The sequence below is a fragment of the Aestuariicoccus sp. MJ-SS9 genome (genome assembly GCF_032586235.1).
Lineage (GTDB): Bacteria > Pseudomonadota > Alphaproteobacteria > Rhodobacterales > Rhodobacteraceae > Aestuariicoccus.
The window spans coordinates 1-18,915 of sequence record NZ_JAWHTD010000046.1 but is presented as its reverse complement, the minus strand read 5'-3'; the positions used below and the strand labels follow the sequence as shown (position 1 = coordinate 18,915).

Sequence of the window (18,915 nt, the reverse complement as noted above, 5' to 3'; positions counted from 1 at the left end):
ATGATTGACACATCGCTGCAAGCGTTCCGGAAAGATCAAGACGGCTGCGAAATCGTCGCGTTCGCCGATGTCGCTGCGCGGACGGTGCTGGCCTGGGACAGTGCGCTGAAATGGCCGCAGGAGCATCTTGACGCGCTCTGCGATCTGGCTGCACGGGCCTTGAGCGTCGGCGCGGAGGGCCCGCAAACGGACGCGGTTCAGACGGCGATTATCGCCCGCCCCACCGGCTGCCATGTCTTTGTACGCGCCGCCCCGGGCCTAGACGAGGTTTTGTGCTGCGTCTTCGCACCCGGCGCGGATATCGACGGCGTGCTTTCCGGCGCCGTGCAGCTGTGTGCATCACTGTCTGGCGCCGGGCAAAGGGAGAGGGCCTGAAATGGAGAATATGGCACAAGATAGCGCTCTTCGGCACGCGCTCGAACGGGCCGCTTCCTATGGTATCGTCGGCGCGCGGCACTGCGTGTTACGCTCCGGTCAGGACGGGCTGCGCTTCGTGCAGGAACAGATCGCAGGCACGGTTCTTGACCGCCGGATCACCTTTCTTGCCGACGGCGCCACCCGCTTCAGTTGCGATGTGGCCGGCGGTCGGCTTATGCGCTTTGCGGCCGAGGACGGGGCGCTATCGGGCAAGTTTGACGATCTCGCAGACACCAAGGCGGTGGCGGAGGCGCTCGCCAAGTTTTCGGCGCTCGTGTCGCGCAGTTTCGATGGCGCGGTGGCCGCGCAGGCCCGAACCGAGCGGTTGACGGAAAACGGGGGCGTCTGCGGCCTTCCTTCGGACCGCATTACCGAAGCATTCGGCCTTTCAGCGATCTCAAAAGACGCGCGGCCGTGGTTCGAACGTTTTGTGACGGAGGCCGGGGCGATGATCATCGCCGCCGGATATCTCGAAGACGGCGTGCTTAATCCTCTGATCAGCTCAGATAATCAACGCGAGACACTTGCCGATTGCGTCGAAACTCTCCTGCCAGAGATCGAAGCGTTGACCGAAGAGACGACATCGGAGGCGTTCGTCGCCCTGGCGCGCGGCACCGGCCCGGTCACTCTCGTGGCCACGCGTGACGATCTGACCCTGATCGCCATCGCCAAGCCTGAGGCGCAGCCGGCCCTGACACGCCTCTGGTACAGTCTCAGGCCGAATTAACGCGCGGGGTGCACGCAGGCGTGCCCGAGGTCCGGCGGCTACCCCCGGCTTTATCGATTAAATGGCAAAGGGTGCAATCGCGGCCCTGCCTGCGCTATTCTTCCTTGTAATAGCCGATTTGGTCACCTTCGGTCGTGCACCCGAGGCCATTCAGAAGGCGGTTCGAATAGTTGAAGTAAGCGCAAACCTGGTTCACTTCCAAAATCTCGCCATCGTCGCAGCCGGACAGTTTCAGCGCTTCGAAGTCTGACCTGATCATCCTGCCCACATCGACCGTCAGCTTCGCCGCATAGCGCAGCAAAGCAAGCTCCTTGCCGGTAAACTCGTCCTCCGGCCGGTGCGCTTTCAGTGCTATGAAAATCCGGTCGCTTCGCGGCTGATCCTTCAACAGATTCCGGACATTCATGAAATGGTGGGTCAGCGAATAGGTGCAGTCGTTCAGGATCGACGTGTAGCTTGCCACAACCTCGAGAAACCAGAATGGAAGTTTGTTTTCTGCCGAGTGGAGGACCGACCGATAAAGCGTGACGTGCCCGTTCATCGTCTCCGGCCGGAGAGAGTGCACATGCATGACCGTATCTACCGTGCCATGCGGGGTCCTTGCATGATCCAAAAGCTCTTTCAGCCTTGGACCGGCCTTCTCATAGGGGATCATTTCAATCCACGCGCTCATGGCTGCTCTCCTTCAATGGCCTTTGCGACCCGTGTGCGAAACCGCATGGCGCCGGCGTCAAGCGCCAGGTTCAGATAGCCGCTTTTGCGCTTCGCCATCCCCTTCTGAACGAATTCGAGCACGTCTTGATCTTCTTTGAAGGCCATCTTGGCGCCTTCGAACATCCGTTCGGACAAGGCGGTATCCTGGGCATGCATATTGCGGTGCTGGAACCAGAAATACCGCGAGGTTTCAGCGTCTATCGGTGTGATGAAGTTGTATGAAATGTTGATAAACGCGTTTGGGGACATCGGTCGGCCGGCGCCCCCTTGGCCGTCGGGCGTGTAGACGGACATGTTGACCGCCGTGGATGGCAGACGGCACTCGTAATGCTGTTTCCTGTCGCAGGTCGGTCCGAAAGGCAGCATGTCCTTGTAATAGGGTGGCGGCGGTTCGCTGTGTATCCAGCGCGAGACGATTACGCCATCATCGGTCTCTTCTATGTCCAGAGGACGGTTGTCCGTACCGGCGCCGGCAAAGGAGGTCAGATGCACCCAGGCGACGTGGCTGGGATCCAGAAGGTTGTCGATGATGAATAGATAGTGACACGCCATCGACATTGCGCCTCGTGGGGTGATGCCCCAGTCAGGATTGTCATAGTTGGGAATATCGATGATCTGGGCCGGATCTGCGTGTTCCGCCGCGCCCATCCAGAGCCAGAGGAAACCCCAGCGATCAACCGCCGGGTAAGAGCGGACGGCCGCGCGGCGGGGCGGGTTTTCCAACTGGGTCGGGGCGACGACGCAGTCCCCGGCGCAATCGAATGTCAGCCCGTGGTACCCGCAGACCACGTGATCGCCTTCCAGCGTTCCGCGCGAGAGCGGCAGTTTCCTGTGCGGACAGGCGTCCTCCAGGGCGGCGGGTTTGCCTTGGGTGTCGCGAAAGATCACGATGTCATCATCCAGCATACGCAAAGGCGTCAAGGCGCGGCCAAAGTCGTCCGACCGACCCGCCACATACCAGCTGTCGCGGATAAAGCCGTTGGTGCCCGCAAGGTCCGGCCTCATGTCGCGCCGCTTTGTGCGCTATAGTGATCGAAAGCCTCCAACGCCTTGGCGCTAAAGGCAAAAGAAGGGCCGCCTCCCATATAGGTGGCCATCGCCAGTGCTTCGCAGAACTCTTCCCTTGTCGCCTTCAAACGCACCAGAGAGCGGACGTGAAAACCGATGCAACTGTCGCACCTTGTGGCAATGGCGATGCCCAAAGCCATGAACTCTTTCGTCTTTTCGCCAAGCGCGCCATTTGTCTTGGCGGCTTTGCCCATTACGCCAAAGCCTTTGACGGTCTCGGGAATTTCTTTGCTGAGCTTTGCGATATTGTCCTCGGTGTCGGACATAAAGGCCTGCCAGTCCATGGCTCCTCCACTAGATGCGTTCATCCGACCCCATCTTGCGTTCCAGCCAGCGGACGCCGGCGCTGATGATCAGAACGAGGATAAGGTACTCGACGATTAACAGGGTGTAGATCTCAAGCGGGCGGTATTCCGTGACGACAAGTTCGTTTGCGCGACGTGTCAGTTCCTGCATACCGATGACCGAGGCAAAGGCACTCATCTTCACGATGTAGATGAATTGATTGGCCAGCGGCGGCAGAATGCGCCGTATGGCTTGTGGCAAGATCACATAGCGCATCGTCTGCACGTAATTGAGACCGATGGTCTGGGCCGCTTCGCTTTGACCGCGCGCGATGGACTGAATGCCAGAGCGATAAATTTCGGCGGTAAACGCGCTGTCGGATATGGCGAGTGTGATGACGGCGCCCCAGAACGGGTCGATGGGAATGTTCAACCCCATTGAGCGAAAGACAATGGGAAGCCCGTAGAATACCCAAAACAGCATTGGAAGCAGCGGGATGGATCTGACGAACTCTACATAGACGCGGTTGATCAGGCGCAGCCAGCGCTTGCGGGATTGGCCGGGAAGCGCAACGAGCAAGCCAAGCACGATCGATATTGCTGCGGCAATAACCGAGATCAGTATGGTCGCACCCATACCCGAAACCAGGAAACGAATGTTGGTCCAGCCCCCAGGGGTGCGCGGATCGATCACGTACCAGCCCCAGTTCCCTGACTGGCTACACCCTGCCAGCAGAGCGAGCAAAGAAGCGAAGAGGATCAGGCGACGCACGTTAACCCCTCAGTAATGCAGAATTTGGCTGAGAAATTTTTGACATCTCTGCGTTTGCGGGCTTTCAAAAAACGTGCTTGGGCTGCCTCGTTCGACGATTTCGCCCTGATCCATGAAGACCATCTGATCGGCCACCTTGCGTGCAAATCCCATTTCGTGGGTCACGACGATCATGGTCATACCGTCCAGGGCCAGCTCGACCATAACGTCGAGAACCTCGGAAATCATTTCCGGGTCAAGCGCGGACGTCGGTTCGTCGAACAACATCACCTTGGGCTCCATGCAAAGCGACCTGGCAATCGCCACCCGTTGCTGTTGCCCGCCGGATAGCTGCTGTGGCATCTTTTCAGCCTGATCGGGAATGCGCACACGCGACAGATAATGGCGCGCGCGCTGCTCGGCTTCGGTGCGGCTCAGACCGCGCGCCTTCATCGGGCCAAGCATCAGATTGTCGAGAACGCTCAGGTGCGGAAACAGGTTGAACTGCTGGAAGACCATCCCGACCTCGCCCTGGATCGAGGCAATGGATTTGGGTTCATTCGTCAGCTCAGAGCCATAAAGGCGGATGGTGCCGCTTTGATGCTCTTCCAGCTTGTTGATGCAACGCACCACAGTCGACTTGCCCGAACCGGACGGGCCGCAGACCACAACCTTCTCGCCGGGCGCAACTTTCAGATTGATATCTTTCAGAACGTGGAAATCACCGAACCATTTGTTCACAGCAACCAACTCTATTGCTGCACCGGTCATCATTTTCCCCGTTTTCCCAAAGACGCGCGCGCGTAGCCTGCGACCATATTTGATTTCTGAAGCGGATCAAGCAACTATGGCCCGCAAGATCAACAAACACGTCACACCAACGGGAGTACCAACAATGAGAAGATTGCTTAAAGCGGTGGCTGTTGCCGCTGTAGGCTTGAGTTTGGCCGGCGCCGCCAGTGCCCAGTCCGCACTGAACGAGATCCTGAACACCGGCGTCCTGAAGGTGGGGACAACGGGCGACTGGAACCCGATGACGGTGCGCGATCCCGCGACGAACAGCTACAAAGGGTTCGACATCGACATCATGAACGAGCTCGCGACCGACCTTGGCGTCGAGATCGAGTTCGTCCCGACTGACTGGAAGACTCTCGTGAACGGCGTCGTCGCCAGACAGTACCACATTACCGGCTCGGCCTCGATTTCTCCGCCGCGGATGAAGGCCGCCGGTTTTTCCGAGAGCTATATCGCCGTCGAGATCTTCCCGTTCACGATGCCCGAAAAGGCCGCGAACTTTTCGGGCTACGACTCGATCAACAAGCCTGGCGTAAAAGTCGCGACAACGCTGGGAACGACCTTCGAGGCGCTGGTGCGTGAATGGTTCCCAGAGGCCGATATCATGGTGGTCGAAGCCCCCGCACGCGGTTTTCAGGAAGTCTTGGCAGGCCGCGCCGACGTGTTCATCACATCGAACATCGAAGGATCGACCCTGATAGAGAAGTTCGGTGTGGTTCGTGTGCCGGAGACGGAGCCGCGCGCACCATCCCCGATCGCAATGCTGCTGCCGCAGGATGATCAGGTTTGGATCAACTACGTGAACAACTGGGTGAAACTGAAGAAGGCCAAAGGCTTCTTCGAAGCCAACAAGGCCAAATGGGGTCTCTAGGCGGCCTGACGCAAAGCGGGTCCCTTCGGGGACCCGTTTTATTTTGGATGCGCGATCATGCAGCTTAGCTTGATGACATGGCCCGAGGTCGAAGAGCGCATAAGAGAGCGTGCCTGCGTGATGTTGCCGACCGGCTCGACCGAGCAGCACGGGCCCATCGGTCTGATCGGCACCGACACCCTCTGCGCCGATAATGTCGCTCTTGCCGCTGCAAGGCTCTGCAACGGCATCGTGGCCCCGCCGATTGCCTACACACCCGCCCCCTTCAACACCGCTTTTCCCGGGACGGTATCGGTCAGTCGTGAATTGTTCGCCAATCTGCTCGGGCAGGTCTGCAAAGGTCTGCTGGATCAGGGGTTCCAAGGTGTCTTCATTGTCAATGGACACGGTGCGAACCTGGACCCCGCACATCAGGTCGCCGGCCGCTTTGCCCCGGGGGCGATCCACATTCAAAGCTGGTGGGAACCCCGATCCGTGGCGGCCCTCAGGGAAGAAATGTTCGGTGCGTGGGAAGGGATGCATGCCACCCCGTCCGAGGTTGCAATCACCCAGGCCCTTTATGGTCAAAGGGTTCACCCGGATGCGGTAGAGCCACCAGAGCGGCTATCGGCCGACTACATTCGGGCGCACGCGGGCGACCGACACGGCCCGCCTGACGAGCATCGCGCCTTGTTTCCCGATGGACGTGTGGGCTCGCATTCCGCTCTGGCATCGCCCGAGAAAGGCGGCCGGATACTCGATGTCGCGGCACAGGCCCTTGCGCAGAGCTTCACGGCCTTTTCCGCGCGGCGAACCTCGGCCCCAAGCTAGTTTCTACTAGGCCACGTCGCCCAACCCGATCTCTCTGTCAGGGTCTGCGAAAAGCCGTTTCAGGTCGGGATATCCATTCAGAATTTCTGCGCCGCCCGCAAACCGCTCGGGATAAAGACGCCCGTGTTCCCAAACGCGCACCCCGTCCAATTCAATTGTCGGGTCGAAGACATTCCAGGATATCTCGCCTGGGGGATACGCGCCGCAGGTGTGGAAGTGCAGAACCCTCGGGTTGCCGAAAGCCGCACCGCCCCATCTTTCGAAGTTCTCGCGAAGAGCCCAGGGAAAACCGCATCCGGGATGGATGCCTGCATGCCATGAATGAACAAAGCCCCGATCCAGATCGAACTGCGCCGCGACGCGATCGTAATGCGCGTTGGCCTTTGCGACGTCGGCGCCTGAACCTTCGAAACCGATGAGCCTTCCGCTATCCAACAAGGCCCAGACCCGGCCTTCGAATTCTATCGAATAGTCCTCGTAGTATTGCGACCCCGTCCCCGTGAGGAACCCGCCAAGCGCGACGCGGCCGGAAAACAGATCGGCGGGAACCGGGGAAAAGACCGACATCGGAAATCTTTGGACGCTTGTGTCCCGTGGCGACGCATCGGCGGGCGGCAGTTGTCCCGTCACCTCGGTGCCGTTCGAACAGGTCACGACGATCCGGCGCGTTGCCGCGATCGCATCGTCGATGGCGTACTTGACCCGGCAAAGGGCCTCGTAATCGGCACGACCGAAGGAAGACCCAAGAAGGTGGCTGTTCGACGCGAAGCAGACGACGAATCTCGGTCCGTCCGGCAGCTCTGAAAACCTCAATTGATCGCCGAGCCGAGAGAGGAACAGGACAACGTCATGCTCTGCGATAACCGAGATCAGGTCTGCCGGCAGATGGCCGCGTGTCGGCTCAAAACCGACGTCCGCCAACGTGACATGCAAACCGAGCGACCTTGCCTCTGTTTCGACACTGAGCAGAACGTCCGCATCGAAATAGCCGTGGAGTTCGGGTTCATATGCGATGAGCAGCCGATCCCCTTCTCGACATTGGGCGCATGTCTGCAAGAGGTTTCTCGCGCCCGCTGCGGGGTCCTGATCGAGGCCTGCCGAGGAAGTCATCTGTCAGGATGCCCTATTCCTAAAAAGTATCTCCCCCGATTTCTGCTTGGTCGTAAAGGTGTGTGTCAACATCTCTGACCATTCGGCTTTGAAACGTCTCAGCGTGGACTGCCTCTTCATGAGTGTCGGCGGTCATAGTTGTCGAGACATGGGCAGCCGCCCCTGCAGGCCTGAGCGGTCATGTGACCATTTTGATCGGATGACCGCGGAGAGGCCGAAGCCGCCGTCGTGCTTTCATGCACCGCTTGGGTAAAGTGGTCCCAGAAAACTGGTCAGCGAGCTAAGGCCTATCCCGAACCTTTGTCCGCCATTGGTCCGAGGACAGTGGCAAGCGGCGGTCGAGAACGATTTTTGACCGAAGGGCTGAAGCGGTGAGCCCCGAAAAGATGCGCGCCACGATCAAACGGGATCATCCCGAATTGAGCATCAGCTGGCAATGCAGATCGACCGGCCCAATCAGGCCTGGTGCGCTGACATCACCTTCGTTCCGGTGCGGAACGGCTTCCTGTATCTTGTGGCGATCATGGAGCGGGCCTTGCCACGGTGTTTAGCTGGCGGCTCAGCAACACGATGCACGCCGACTTCTGTGTCGATGCGCTGAATGAGGCGATCGCCAAGCACGGACTGCCCGAGATCATGAATATCGATCAAGGCAGCCAGTTCACGGGATCGACCTGGATCACGACGCTGACCGACGTCGGCGTGCGCCTCTAGATGGATGGACGTGGCAGATACTTGGACACCATCTTCATCGAACGGCTTTGGCGCGCACTAAGGCAGGAAGCGATCCATCTCGAAGAGGGCCATGACGAATTCCACGCCCGACGCGCCGCCAATCCTTGAGCCTGCCGAACAGGATTTCGATCCGGTTGCGCCGTTGATATCGGCGTCTGTCGTGGCGGACGTTGTTTTCCCTTGTTTGCACCCGGGGAAGCAGGGCCGTATCCTTCTGTCGTTCAACGCCGGTCGAAGGGCGCGCATCGCTGTAAGATTTGGTGTTTCCATGGCTTATCCTCGCGTCCGCCATGCGCTCGCACAACGACAGCCCGACGTTGATGGATGTCCGTATCGCGAAATGCTGCGCTGTATTCGAGCTCCGCAGAAAGCCCACCTAGCCGCATCACTCCAGGTCCCGGCGCAGTACGCCGCTCGTGTCAGAACTCAAACCCGAATAATAGCATCGCCAGCGGCACCGGAGAGACGGCGAGCGCGATGGTTGCGATGGTCGCCAGCGGCGAAAAAATTCCGCTGAGACCCGCCAACAGCATAATGCCGCCGCCGCCGCCAATGATCGAGTTTCCTGGTGTATTCACGGCCAGAGCCAACGCGACATAGCGATAGCGGATCGCAAGCCGCAGCGCGCGCGCCGATTGTCCCTCCAGCAGCATCGCAACACGGTCGTCGGCTGACAGGGGCGCAGCCCGGGCGACGAGGTCTGCCGCACGGTGCATTCGCAAGGTCGACAAGATCCGACTCAAGAGGTCAATGGGCAGGAACCGACCGGCCGTGTAGGCAAGGATCATGGACGCCACGGTGCAGACATAGATCAGGGGCGCGATGGCCGGACCGAAGGCCGCAAGCATGGCAAGGCCGATTTCGGCCCCCGGCACAAAGGGCAGGGCCAGCAACCCGATATAGGCCGCCGCGCCAAGCATGATCATGCGGTGAACCTGCTGTTCGTTGTCCGGCCGGATCTGCAGGTTCAGCGCGTCGCGGACCATTTGTGCGCCCCAAGCGGCCAGCACCAGAAACCCGATCAGTATCGCGACGCGCAGGACGATACTGCCCAGCGAAGGGTCGGCCGGGCGCATGGCGAAGGATCAGCCCGTTATCTCTGTTGCGGCGTCGAAATCGGTCGCTGTTCCCGACGCTTCAATGACGATCTGATTTGTCCAGTACCATCTGCGCGTGGTCCATGTCCCTTCGAGGGCGATCGTATCGCCGCTGACCTGCCCGTAAAAGACCACCGTATGCGGCGCGTCCGGGCAAATGGTCGTGGCGGTGAAATGGATCACGCCGTCGATGTCCTTTGTCTGATAATCGGACCAGCCGAAATCGCAGTAGTTTTGGCAGTCGACGGACTGGAAGGTGCCGTCGCGGAACACGAGATCGTCCTCGAGGACCGCTCCGCTGCCGACGTCGGTACCGTAGACCGTGAAGGCGCGCCCATCCAGCGCCCCGGAGGATGTCCATGCGCCCTCGGGCACCTGCATGTCGGGAATGTCCTCGTTCATCACCGACATCGTAGCGGCGCCGGTCCCGAGAGTTGCCAGCGCAATGGCGGCCACTTGAATGATCTGGGTCACAACGATCTCCATCCTATGTCAAAACGAAAGCTGGTCGAATTTTGGCAATGCCGCGACCCTATTGTACAGTATGTCAAAAGCAAAAGAAATTCGCGCAGGCGCAGGTGCCGGACAGGCTTGGATCAAAGGTCGGGCAAGTCGGGCCGCGCGTGTCCATCGACATATTTCTTTCCCGGGCCGACCTGCCGTGCGAGCGTCCGAGCCGCCATTTCAGTTGGCTGGATGTGGTTTCATTTGACGCCCAGAACCTCGGTGAACATCTCGACGTAGGCGGGACGCGCGAGGGCGACGCCCTCTTCAAGCGACGGATGCGGCGAGAGAAGCGTGATATACCCGACATCGAGCATCGACAGGTAGGACTGCCCCCCTTCTTCATAGAAGGCGATATTGCCACAGGGCATCAGGGCGAGGTTGTGCAGACCCGCGGCGCCGACAAAGCCGCGCATCGCGTTGAAGCAGATCTTCATTCCGACGGCGGCACCGCCCATCATCTCAAAGTCGCCATTGAGCGACCAGTCGTCGTTCATCGCGATGAAGTCGCGGATCAGCGTGGCGGCTTCCTGGGGCGTCTGCGTCACTTCGTGGATGATGAAGTGTTCAGACACCTCGGCTTTCGCGGCAGATGTCAGTGTCAGAACGGCAAGCGCCGCGGCTGACAGGGTTTTAAGGATCGTACTCATGCGTCTTTTCTTTGTTTGAAGGTTGCGTTTGGGGCCGGGACGGCAACATTCGATCCGGCCTGGAAAGGGGTCTCAGCCGGCTTTCTCGGCCATAAGGACGCGGAAGGTTGCGCCAATCCGGTAGCTGCCATCGGGCTGGACGAAGGGGGCGAGCGCCGCTCGGTGTGCGGCGTCCACTGCTGCTTGTCCGCTGGTTTCGGCGGCCTTGAATGCGACACCCGACGACGCCAGGCCTTTCAACGCTGTCGCGAGGTCCGGGTAGGTCCACGGGGAGTCAACTTCGAAAACTTCGCGAGGTGTAAGGCCGGCGCGCTTTGCAAGCTCTTCAAGCTTGCCGGGTTCGGACAAGGCGAACGGACCCGACGCGTTTGCGGGCATCGGCGGCAACAGCGGTTTCAGTGCGGCAACAAGCGCAGTAACTTCCATGCTGCCGGGTTCGCCCCAAGTCATGATGAACACCTTGCCGCCCGGCGCACAGACGCGTCGCGCCTCGCGAAGGGCCGCGACGGGATCAGCGGCGAACTGAAAGGAAGGCGCTGTCACGTTAACCGGTTGGCGATCGAGCAAGTTTGAGTATATGGCCCCGCATGCGCCATTTCTCCTACGCCCGCCACCGGTTCCCTCCGGCGATCATCCAGCATGCCGTCTGGCTCTACTTCCGGTTTCCACTGAGCTATCGCGATGTCGAGGACATGCTTGCCGAACGGGGCATCGACGTGTCCTACGAGACCGTTCGGCGATGGGCGCTGAAGTTCGGCCGCATCTACGCTCAGCAGATCCGCTGTCGCCGACCTCGGCCCTCCGATCGATGGCACCTGGATGAAGTCTTCCTCAAAATCGGTGGCAAGATCGTCTATCTCTGGCGTGCTGTCGACGACGAGGGTGAGGTTCTCGACATCCTGGTCCAATCGAAGCGGGACCGTAAAGCCGCCCTGAAATTGTTGCGAAAATTGCTGAAGCGGCAAGGCTATGTGCCTGATGAGATCGTGACGGATCGGCTTCGGTCCTACGGTGCTGCCTTGCGCGAGTTGAACCTGGCCGATCGGCACGTGACGGGCGGGCGGTCGAACAACCGGGCAGAGGTTTCACATCAGCCCACTCGACGCCGAGAGCGGAAGCAAATTGGGTTCAAGTCGCCCGGATCGGCTCAGCGCTTCCTGTCCGCGCACACCGCCATCTCAAACCACTTCAACGTCCAACGCCATCTGATTTCTCGCCGCACACTGAAAATCCTTCGCGCCAGGGCCTCGGACGACTGGCGAGAGATCGTGGCGGCCTGAGGACGCATTCGGAAGATGCTGACAGCCACTCCGAGTTGCCGTGACAGTGCCAGCCTGGATTTTAAAGGAGCCAAAAGATGACTGGAATTGCGACGAAGACCCTGGTTCTCGGGTGTGACCCGTATGTGTACCTGACGATCAGTGAGGATGAGGGGAACCTCGCCTTCACGCTGACCGGAGATCCGGACGCGATTGCAGCCTATGATCTTGATGGAATTTTCCTGAATTTCACCAACCCAGACGCGCTGGACGGGCTTGAGGTCTTTCCCTTCACCAATACCGAGCTTGTCACGGATTTCGAGGTCGCATTGGATTCCCTGAACTCTCTCAACAACGGGGCCGAACTGGTCGACAATTACGATGTCAGTATCCAGTTCGGCACGGTTGCGGACTCGACGGAAGGGGAGGTTGTGACCGTTGGCTTCACGCTGTTCTCGCCCACGCCGCTGACCGTTGACGATATCGACACCGACAGTATCGCGCTGGTTGTCGACAGCGATACGCCCGACGGGCAGGTGCTGCTCGTCGACGACAACGATCCCACGACCGACGAATGCTACGATCTGCCGGAAGAGCCCGAGGATTGCATCAACGTGGCCGAGGGCGCCGATTGCGTCTTTGACCTCGATGCCGGGACCAGTACTGTCGGCCCCGAGGTGGCAGCTGACGCGGAACTGGCCAACGTGGTTATCACCAAGGATGGCGAGACAAAAATCGAGGTCGAGAAGCTGGTCGATGACAAGAACAACGCCAGCGACATCATCATCACCGACTCTGCCGGTACCGATATCAGCAAGCTGAGCCTTGAAAAGATGGGCAAGGATGACGGCGAATCCGACGTGTTCCGCATCGACCTTGCCACCTTCGACGACGACTTCGAGATCACCATCAAATCCGAAGACGATCAGGACGTGATCGCCTTCGACAACGTCGACAGTTCGTCCGTCGATGGCAATGGTGTCTACACCATCACTTACACCGGCACGGACGGGCAGTCGCACACGGTCACGCTCGATCCCAAGGACGCACAGGTCGTTGTCGGTGACAGCGACGCGCCTGGTGACGAGGGTGTGACCTATTCGATTGTCGGTGGGGCCGACGCGGCGCTTTTCGAGGTCGACCCCGACACCGGTGAAGTGTGCTTTGTCACGCCGCCGGACTATGAGAACCCGACCGACTCGAATGGCGACAACCGCTATGAGGTGACGGTCCGCGCCACCCAAGACGACGGAAGCTTCGAGGACTCCGATCTGGACTTCTGCGTGCAGGACGATTGCATCAAGATCGAGGAGGGCACCTCCGATGTCATCGATCTTGATTGCGGCACGCCGGAAATTCCCGATATCGGCACCGATCTCTGCGAGGTCGACGGCGGCAAGCCGACAGCCTTGACGCTGACCTACAGCTTCGGCGAGGCGTTCGACCAGGCTAACCCGCAGGACAGCGACAAGCTGAGCGTGACGACAAACGGGACCGACGATGACGGAACGGTTTTCATCCGCGTCACCGACAAGGACGGCAATGCTTTCTTCGAGGGCGAGGTTTCCGAAGGGCAGGCCTTCACCGCCGACAACGGTGAAAAGCTCCAGTCCGAAACCTTCGTTGAGATTTACGACACCGAAGGCGGCACGCTGCTGCAGGAGATCGAGTTCCATACCTCGTGCTCGCAGCCGCTGACGATCGGCGACACCTTCGCATCAGTCACGCTGGCGGGTGCGACGCTCGAGGACGGCTCGGTCGTCGGGCTCGACCCGGCCGATGCGGGCGACGGCGATGGCGGTGTCTATTATGAAATCACCGGTGGCGAAGATCAGGATCTGTTCACGGTCGATCCCGATACCGGCGAAGTCAGCTTCATCAACCCGCCTGAATTCGTCGTCGGCGGAGACAACGAGTATCATGTGACCATTACGGCCTTCAACGATGAAGGCACCGTCTGCGATGAGTTCAAACTGGATGTCTGCGTCGAAAACGACTGTATCAAGGTCATCGAAAACGACACTGGACCGGTCGCAGACCTCGATTGCGGCATCGAACCGAACCCGGATACCGGGCTGGAAATCTGCGCTGAGAGAGAAAGGTTAAAAGACGTCGAAAACGTCGACAGCACAAAGCCGACAATCCTGACCTTTGCCCTGAACGCGACGCTGGAAAGCACAATCAACTCCGGCCAGGAAGGTGGCAAGCTCGATGTGGAAACATTCGAGCTGACTAATGATGACGGCGGCGGTCTTTTTATCTTGGTATCCAATGACAGTGACCCACAGTATACCGACCAAGTTTACTTCTCCGGCGATGTAGAGTTCGGGGAAAGCTTTACGGCCGCCGCAGCAGATGGCGGGCGGAACGAATTCGGATCAGAAACGTACATTCACGTTTTTGATTCTAGCGGCGGAACCCTGCTTCAGACGATCAACTACCACACGTCCTGCTCTGCCCCGATTACGATCGGTGACCAGGTCGGCCTCGTTAGCCTTCAGGGCGTAGCGCTCGAAGACAAGGACACCGGAGATTTGATCGAATACGGTGGCGAAGGTGGTCCTGGCGACGACGGCGTAAGCTATGAACTCAGCGGTCCTGATGCGGACGATTTCGTCGTCGATCCCGATACCGGCGAAGTCAGCTTTGCCGAGTCGCCTGATTACGAGGATCCGCAGGATGCCAACTTCGACAACATCTACGAGGTGACGGTTACCGCATACGACGCGGACGGCAATGTCTGTGATGTTCAGGACCTCGAGATCTGCGTTGAGGACGAAGACGACGATCCGATCTGCGTGGCAGAAGGGCAGACCGCAGTTGCAGACTTCAACCTCGAAGTCGATTGCACCGAACCTGGTGGCGACGACGGAACGCTGATCTGCCAGTTCCAGGACGACGGCAAGCCGATCGAACTGGAACTAACCTACGAATTCGGCACGACGTTTGAGCAGACGCTCGACCAGGATGCCGACAAGCGCGACCTGCAAACCTTCGACGACGATGGCGACGATGACGGGATTTCCTACATCCGCGTTCTCGACAAGGACGGCAATGAACTCTTTGCCGACAACGTGCAAGAGGGCGGCAGTTTTGTCGTCGACAACGACGGTGAGCGGTTCGACAGCGAAACTCATGTCGAAATCTACGATGAGCAGGGCGGCGCGTTAATACAGGACATCGAATTCCATACATCCTGCTCACAGCCGCTGGCCATTGGTGACACGTTCGGTTCCATCAACCTGACCGGCGCAACGCTGGAAAGCGGACGCAGCTTCGAGGGCGAAACCAGTATTACGCTGAGCGAAGGCCAAGTGGTCTATTCGGTTTCGGGTGGGGCCGATGAGGATGCGTTCACCGTCGATCCGGAGACCGGCATCCTCAGTTTCATCTCCGCGCCGGATCCGCTCGCGCCGGGTGACGCTGATGGCAATGGCGTGTTCCAAGTGACGGTGCGCGCCACCGCAGAGGACGATCCGGATTGCTATACCGAGGAAACAATCGAAGTCGAGGTCTGCACCGACGAACAGGACGATGGACTTTTGATGTTGCCCATCATCGAGTCCGAGGATGATGAAATGCTCGATGATATGGAAGACGAGGACCTGTTGATGGAAGCCTGAGGCCCACAATTGGGAAAAGGACGGTGCGAGAGCCCGTGCGGAGACAAGTTTGAACAGTGTGAAACCGCGTCAGCTCGCCCTCGCTTGGTTGACCCTGACAATTCCGTTTTCGAAGCTCGGCAATTTCTGTATTTGGTTCGCCGATTTTCGATCCCGTTCCAATCTCCGGCCAAGAGCTTTTCTCTTCATAAACGGACGGGCGGTTGCGCCGTAGCTCTTGGCAGCATCCTCCAGTGAGCCAATTTTGCCTAACTGCGGGAACAGAGTCTCAAGCTCCCTTCGTGCATCCTTCGCCATCATCTTCATTGCCATTGGACCCGGATAAAAGCTCTCGCTTGGAACCCCTTCTGCAAAAATGATCTGATGCGCTTCGAACATGATATGAATGTACGTTACATGGCGCTTGCCTTTGGCCACGCGCACCCCGGGCATGAATTCGGCCAGATGCGCTGCGCGAGCCAGATGATCCGAGCCGAATAGAACGCCGTGTTGGCGCGAGACCAGAAGGTCGCGTTCAGCTCCCAACACCCCTTCCCGGATCAGGATCGGTAGCAAGGACTCCGAACTCTGAAGTTCGGCATGAGCAACCTTGCGGCATCCGATCCATACGATGGGTTGAGCGCCGTTATCCATGGTGCAGACTGCATCGCCAACTTGCAGGCGTTCGATCGCTCGTTCGCCGCTAGGCGTCAGAATGCGTGTGCCCTCGGTAAAACAGACGATCCCCGTATTGTCATAGGAAAAGCTGGAAGCAGTCGCACCCAGCAGGGTCAGGGAGTTCGCGGCGAACTGGGCATTGTCGGAATAGTCAACGGCGTTACCTTCCTCGTCGAATGCATTGGACTGGTTCAGGATTCCATCATCTGCCTGGTCCGCGCGCAGCTCATCCAGGCTGTCGTAGAATGCCGCTAAGTCAATGTAATCGTTGTTGGTTCTGTCGCCATCGCCAAGGGCGCCGCTGTTGCCGAAGTTGAAGTCGTTTATCGTGTCATTGCCGGCCGAGACGAGAAAGACATCGTTGCCCGCGCCACCGGTCAGGCTGTCCGACCCGGCCCCGCCGTCAATCGTGTCATCACCTGTCCCGCCAACGATACTGTCAGCACCTTCACCGCCCAGGAGCGAGTCGTTGTCTGCGCCGCCGTCGATGAAATCGTTCCCGGCTCCGCCATCGACTGTGTCGTTGCCCTCGCCGGCGGTGATGCTGTCATCGCCGGGCACCGCAGGAGTAAGGAAATCCGTCAACTCGATTTCCGCCCAGCCGCCATGGTTCACGACCCCTACGAACTGAATGTGCGTCGCGTTGATCGGGATTATGAGGTCTACCGTGGAATCGGAGGGACCGGAGTAGATCAGTATTCCCTGCCCATTCGTGACGGTGTTTTCATAACCGACACCATTGCCGCCGCCAGATAGGGTATCGCCGTTCGGGTCGGTCGACCCGATGCTGACGTAGACATCGACCCAGCCGTCTTCGGCTCCGGTGCCCTCTGTCAGCGTGATGGATGTGCCTGCTTCGATCTCCTGACCAAAGGAATACTCGACAATGTCGCCATCGTGGTACCGGGATTCTGTCGCAAGGTCCCCGTCGATGAAATTGAGTGGATCGTTCTCGGTTCCGAGACCTTGCTCGCCGTAATGTGCCGCCTGGCCGCCTGTGCTGTCTTGAGCATAGCTGTACTGAATGGTGTCCGCCAAGGGTACCGGCGGTGCCTCTTGGTCGCCGTAGATCAGATCGTCGCCTGCACCGCCATCGATTGTATCGTTGTTGTCACCGCCGAGGATCGTATCGCCGCCCAGACCGCCCGAAACCGTATCGTCGCCTGCGCCCGCGTCGAACGTGTTTGCCGACGCATCGCCGGTCAATGCGTCGTCGAAATCCGTTCCCTCGACGCCTTCAATACCGGACAGCCTGTCACCCTGCGCGTCACCACCGCTGGCGGTTCCAGATGTCAGGTCGACGGTCACAGCTGAAGCGGAGGCCGAGTAATCGACGACATCCAGTCCAACACCGCCTTCAAGCGCATCGGCTCCCGCGCCACCGATCAGAGTGTCGTCGCCCGCACCGCCATTGATCTGGTTGTCCGTACCGTCACCGACAAGCGAGTCGTTGAAGTCCGATCCGATGACATTCTCGAAATTGGAGAGGCTATCGCCGTTCGCGTCACCACCGCTGCCAAAGCCGAGGCCGAGGTCGACAAAAACAGCCGAAGCGCTGTCGCTGTAGTCGACCGTGTCGCTGCCAGCTCCGCCGACGAGCAGATCGCCACCGGCGCCGCCCGAAATCAGGTTATCGCTGCCGTTGCCGGTAATGGTGTCCGCGAAGGCGGACCCCGTGACATTCTCGATCGAGGTGTAGCGGTCGCCCTGGGCATCGCCGCCCGTGCCGGTCCCGGCGGCCAGGTCGACCGCGACGGCCGCCGAGGAGCCGCTGTAGTCGACAGCGTCAACGCCCGTACCGCCGTCGATCGTGTCGTTGCCCTGGTCGCCGGAAAAGGTATCGTCGCCCGCGCCGCCCAGCTGCGAGTCGTTGCCCGCCCCGCCGAAGAAGAGGTCGTTCCCGTCCCCGCCGACCAGCGTGTCGTTGGTGGCGCTGCCGCTCAGAGTGTCATCGAAGGCGGACCCGGTCACACCCTCGACATTGCTGATCACGTCACCCTGGGCATGACCGCCGCTCGCAGCACCTGTGCCGAGGTTCACATTGACCGCCGCGTCAGAGCCGGAATAGTCGATCTGGTCGGCATTGTCGCCACCGTCGATCGTATCGGCCCCGGCTCCGCCCAGGATCGTGTCATCGCCTTTCAGGCCCAGGATCGAGTCGTCGCCCGCGCCGCCTTGCAGCAGGTTGGCCCCGTCGCTGCCGGTGATCGTGTCGTCGAAGGCCGTGCCGATCGCGTCCTCGATGGCGTTCAGCGTGTCGCCCTCCGCGTCGCCGCCGAAACCCGTCTTGGCCTTCAGGTCGATATTGATCGCCGCGGCAGACCCGCTGTAATCGACCCGGTCGGTGCCGCCGCCGCCGTCGAGGCTGTCCGCCCCGGCGCCACCGACCAACGTGTCGTTGCCGTTCCCGCCCAGCAGCGTGTCGTTGCCTGCCCCACCGGTGAGACTGTCGTTGCCGTCACCACCGGTCAGGATGTTATTGCCGGCGTCCCCGCTCAGCGTGTCGTCGAAGGCCGTGCCCTGCACGTCCTCGATGCCGGAAAGCACATCGCCCTCGGCATCGCCACCGGCGCCGGTTCCCGCGGCCAGGTCCACCGTCACGCCCGAAGCGGAAGAAGAATAGTCGATGAAATCCGTACCGGCGCCACCGGCCAGCGTGTCCGCCCCGGTCCCGCCGATCAGCGTGTCGTTTCCGGCCCCGCCATCCAGACTGTCGTTGCCAGGCCCGCCGGTAAGGCTGTCGTTCCCGTCGCCGCCCAGCACGACGTTATCGCTGCCGTTGCCGGTAATGGTGTCCGCGAAGGCGGACCCCGTGACATTCTCGATCGAGGTGTAGCGGTCGC

General features: G+C 59.8%; 18 protein-coding genes and 1 pseudogene. 7 read left to right on the top strand and 12 right to left on the bottom strand.

Going from position 1 to position 18,915, the window contains the following annotated elements; all coding sequences use genetic code 11:
- Entirely contained in the window at positions 1-375 is a 375-nt protein-coding gene (locus RXV88_RS19995) for a hypothetical protein (RefSeq protein WP_316295265.1), read from the top strand.
- A gap of 1 nt (position 376) precedes the next feature.
- Positions 377-1,144 carry a hypothetical protein gene (locus RXV88_RS19990; protein WP_316295264.1) on the top strand — a complete coding sequence of 256 codons (768 nt, stop codon included), beginning with the start codon at positions 377-379 and terminating at the stop codon, positions 1,142-1,144.
- A gap of 94 nt (positions 1,145-1,238) precedes the next feature.
- Here the strand turns inward: RXV88_RS19990 and RXV88_RS19985 are convergent, their stop codons facing one another.
- The 5 genes from RXV88_RS19985 to RXV88_RS19965 are packed head-to-tail and all read right to left on the bottom strand — an operon-like array spanning position 1,239 to position 4,732.
- Positions 1,239-1,817: a peroxidase-related enzyme gene (locus tag RXV88_RS19985; RefSeq protein WP_316295263.1), complete on the bottom strand. Its 579-nt coding sequence runs from the start codon at positions 1,815-1,817 to the stop codon at positions 1,239-1,241.
- Complete coding sequence (locus tag RXV88_RS19980; protein WP_316295262.1) at positions 1,814-2,863, bottom strand: aromatic ring-hydroxylating dioxygenase subunit alpha; 1,050 nt, start codon at positions 2,861-2,863, stop codon at positions 1,814-1,816. Before RXV88_RS19980 ends, RXV88_RS19985 begins: the two co-directional genes overlap by 4 nt.
- Complete coding sequence (locus RXV88_RS19975) at positions 2,860-3,210, bottom strand: carboxymuconolactone decarboxylase family protein (protein ID WP_316295261.1); 351 nt, start codon at positions 3,208-3,210, stop codon at positions 2,860-2,862. The genes RXV88_RS19980 and RXV88_RS19975 overlap by 4 nt, the downstream gene beginning before the upstream one ends.
- 10 nt (positions 3,211-3,220) lie before the next feature.
- A complete protein-coding gene (locus RXV88_RS19970) occupies positions 3,221-3,982 on the bottom strand; it encodes an amino acid ABC transporter permease (protein ID WP_316295260.1) in 762 nt (253 codons plus the stop codon).
- 9 nt (positions 3,983-3,991) lie between these two features.
- A complete protein-coding gene (locus RXV88_RS19965) occupies positions 3,992-4,732 on the bottom strand; it encodes an amino acid ABC transporter ATP-binding protein (protein WP_316295259.1) in 741 nt (246 codons plus the stop codon).
- 124 nt (positions 4,733-4,856) lie between these two features.
- On the opposite strand from RXV88_RS19965, the gene RXV88_RS19960 reads away from it, so the two are divergent.
- Together RXV88_RS19960 and RXV88_RS19955 are read left to right on the top strand one after the other, a co-directional pair.
- Entirely contained in the window at positions 4,857-5,627 is a 771-nt protein-coding gene (locus tag RXV88_RS19960; protein WP_316295272.1) for a transporter substrate-binding domain-containing protein, read from the top strand.
- A 72-nt stretch (positions 5,628-5,699) separates the two neighbouring features.
- Entirely contained in the window at positions 5,700-6,437 is a 738-nt protein-coding gene (locus RXV88_RS19955; RefSeq protein ID WP_316295258.1) for a creatininase family protein, read from the top strand.
- Between the two features lie 6 nt (positions 6,438-6,443).
- Here RXV88_RS19955 and RXV88_RS19950 read toward each other — a convergent pair whose 3' ends face one another.
- The gene (locus RXV88_RS19950) at positions 6,444-7,547 is read right to left on the bottom strand and encodes a hypothetical protein (RefSeq protein WP_316295257.1); all 1,104 of its coding nucleotides are present in this window, start codon (positions 7,545-7,547) and stop codon (positions 6,444-6,446) included.
- Positions 7,548-8,090: 543 nt separating this feature from the next.
- Here RXV88_RS19950 and RXV88_RS19945 point away from each other — a divergent pair.
- Entirely contained in the window at positions 8,091-8,261 is a 171-nt protein-coding gene (locus RXV88_RS19945; RefSeq protein WP_316295256.1) for a DDE-type integrase/transposase/recombinase, read from the top strand.
- Positions 8,262-8,370: 109 nt separating this feature from the next.
- Here the strand turns inward: RXV88_RS19945 and RXV88_RS19940 are convergent.
- The 5 genes and pseudogenes from RXV88_RS19940 to RXV88_RS19920 all read right to left on the bottom strand — a co-directional run.
- A pseudogene (locus tag RXV88_RS19940) lies at positions 8,371-8,516 on the bottom strand (IS5/IS1182 family transposase); the annotation flags it as partial.
- Between the two features lie 185 nt (positions 8,517-8,701).
- Complete coding sequence (locus RXV88_RS19935) at positions 8,702-9,358, bottom strand: hypothetical protein (RefSeq protein WP_316295255.1); 657 nt, start codon at positions 9,356-9,358, stop codon at positions 8,702-8,704.
- Between the two features lie 9 nt (positions 9,359-9,367).
- On the bottom strand, positions 9,368-9,865 hold the full coding sequence (locus tag RXV88_RS19930; protein ID WP_316295254.1) for a hypothetical protein: 498 nt from the start codon (positions 9,863-9,865) through the stop codon (positions 9,368-9,370).
- A 218-nt stretch (positions 9,866-10,083) separates the two neighbouring features.
- The gene (locus RXV88_RS19925; RefSeq protein ID WP_316295253.1) at positions 10,084-10,533 is read right to left on the bottom strand and encodes a hypothetical protein; all 450 of its coding nucleotides are present in this window, start codon (positions 10,531-10,533) and stop codon (positions 10,084-10,086) included.
- Positions 10,534-10,605: 72 nt separating this feature from the next.
- Positions 10,606-11,100: a hypothetical protein gene (locus tag RXV88_RS19920; protein WP_316295252.1), complete on the bottom strand. Its 495-nt coding sequence runs from the start codon at positions 11,098-11,100 to the stop codon at positions 10,606-10,608.
- Positions 11,101-11,120: 20 nt separating this feature from the next.
- On the opposite strand from RXV88_RS19920, the gene RXV88_RS19915 reads away from it, so the two are divergent.
- Positions 11,121-11,813 (top strand): IS6 family transposase, encoded by a 693-nt coding sequence (locus RXV88_RS19915; RefSeq protein ID WP_316295251.1) that lies wholly within the window; start codon positions 11,121-11,123, stop codon positions 11,811-11,813.
- Between the two features lie 77 nt (positions 11,814-11,890).
- Positions 11,891-15,415 (top strand): cadherin repeat domain-containing protein, encoded by a 3,525-nt coding sequence (locus tag RXV88_RS19910; RefSeq protein ID WP_316295250.1) that lies wholly within the window; start codon positions 11,891-11,893, stop codon positions 15,413-15,415.
- Between the two features lie 69 nt (positions 15,416-15,484).
- Here RXV88_RS19910 and RXV88_RS19905 read toward each other — a convergent pair.
- Positions 15,485-18,915: Hint domain-containing protein (locus RXV88_RS19905; RefSeq protein WP_316295249.1), on the bottom strand; the 3,431-nt coding region annotated here is incomplete at its 5' end.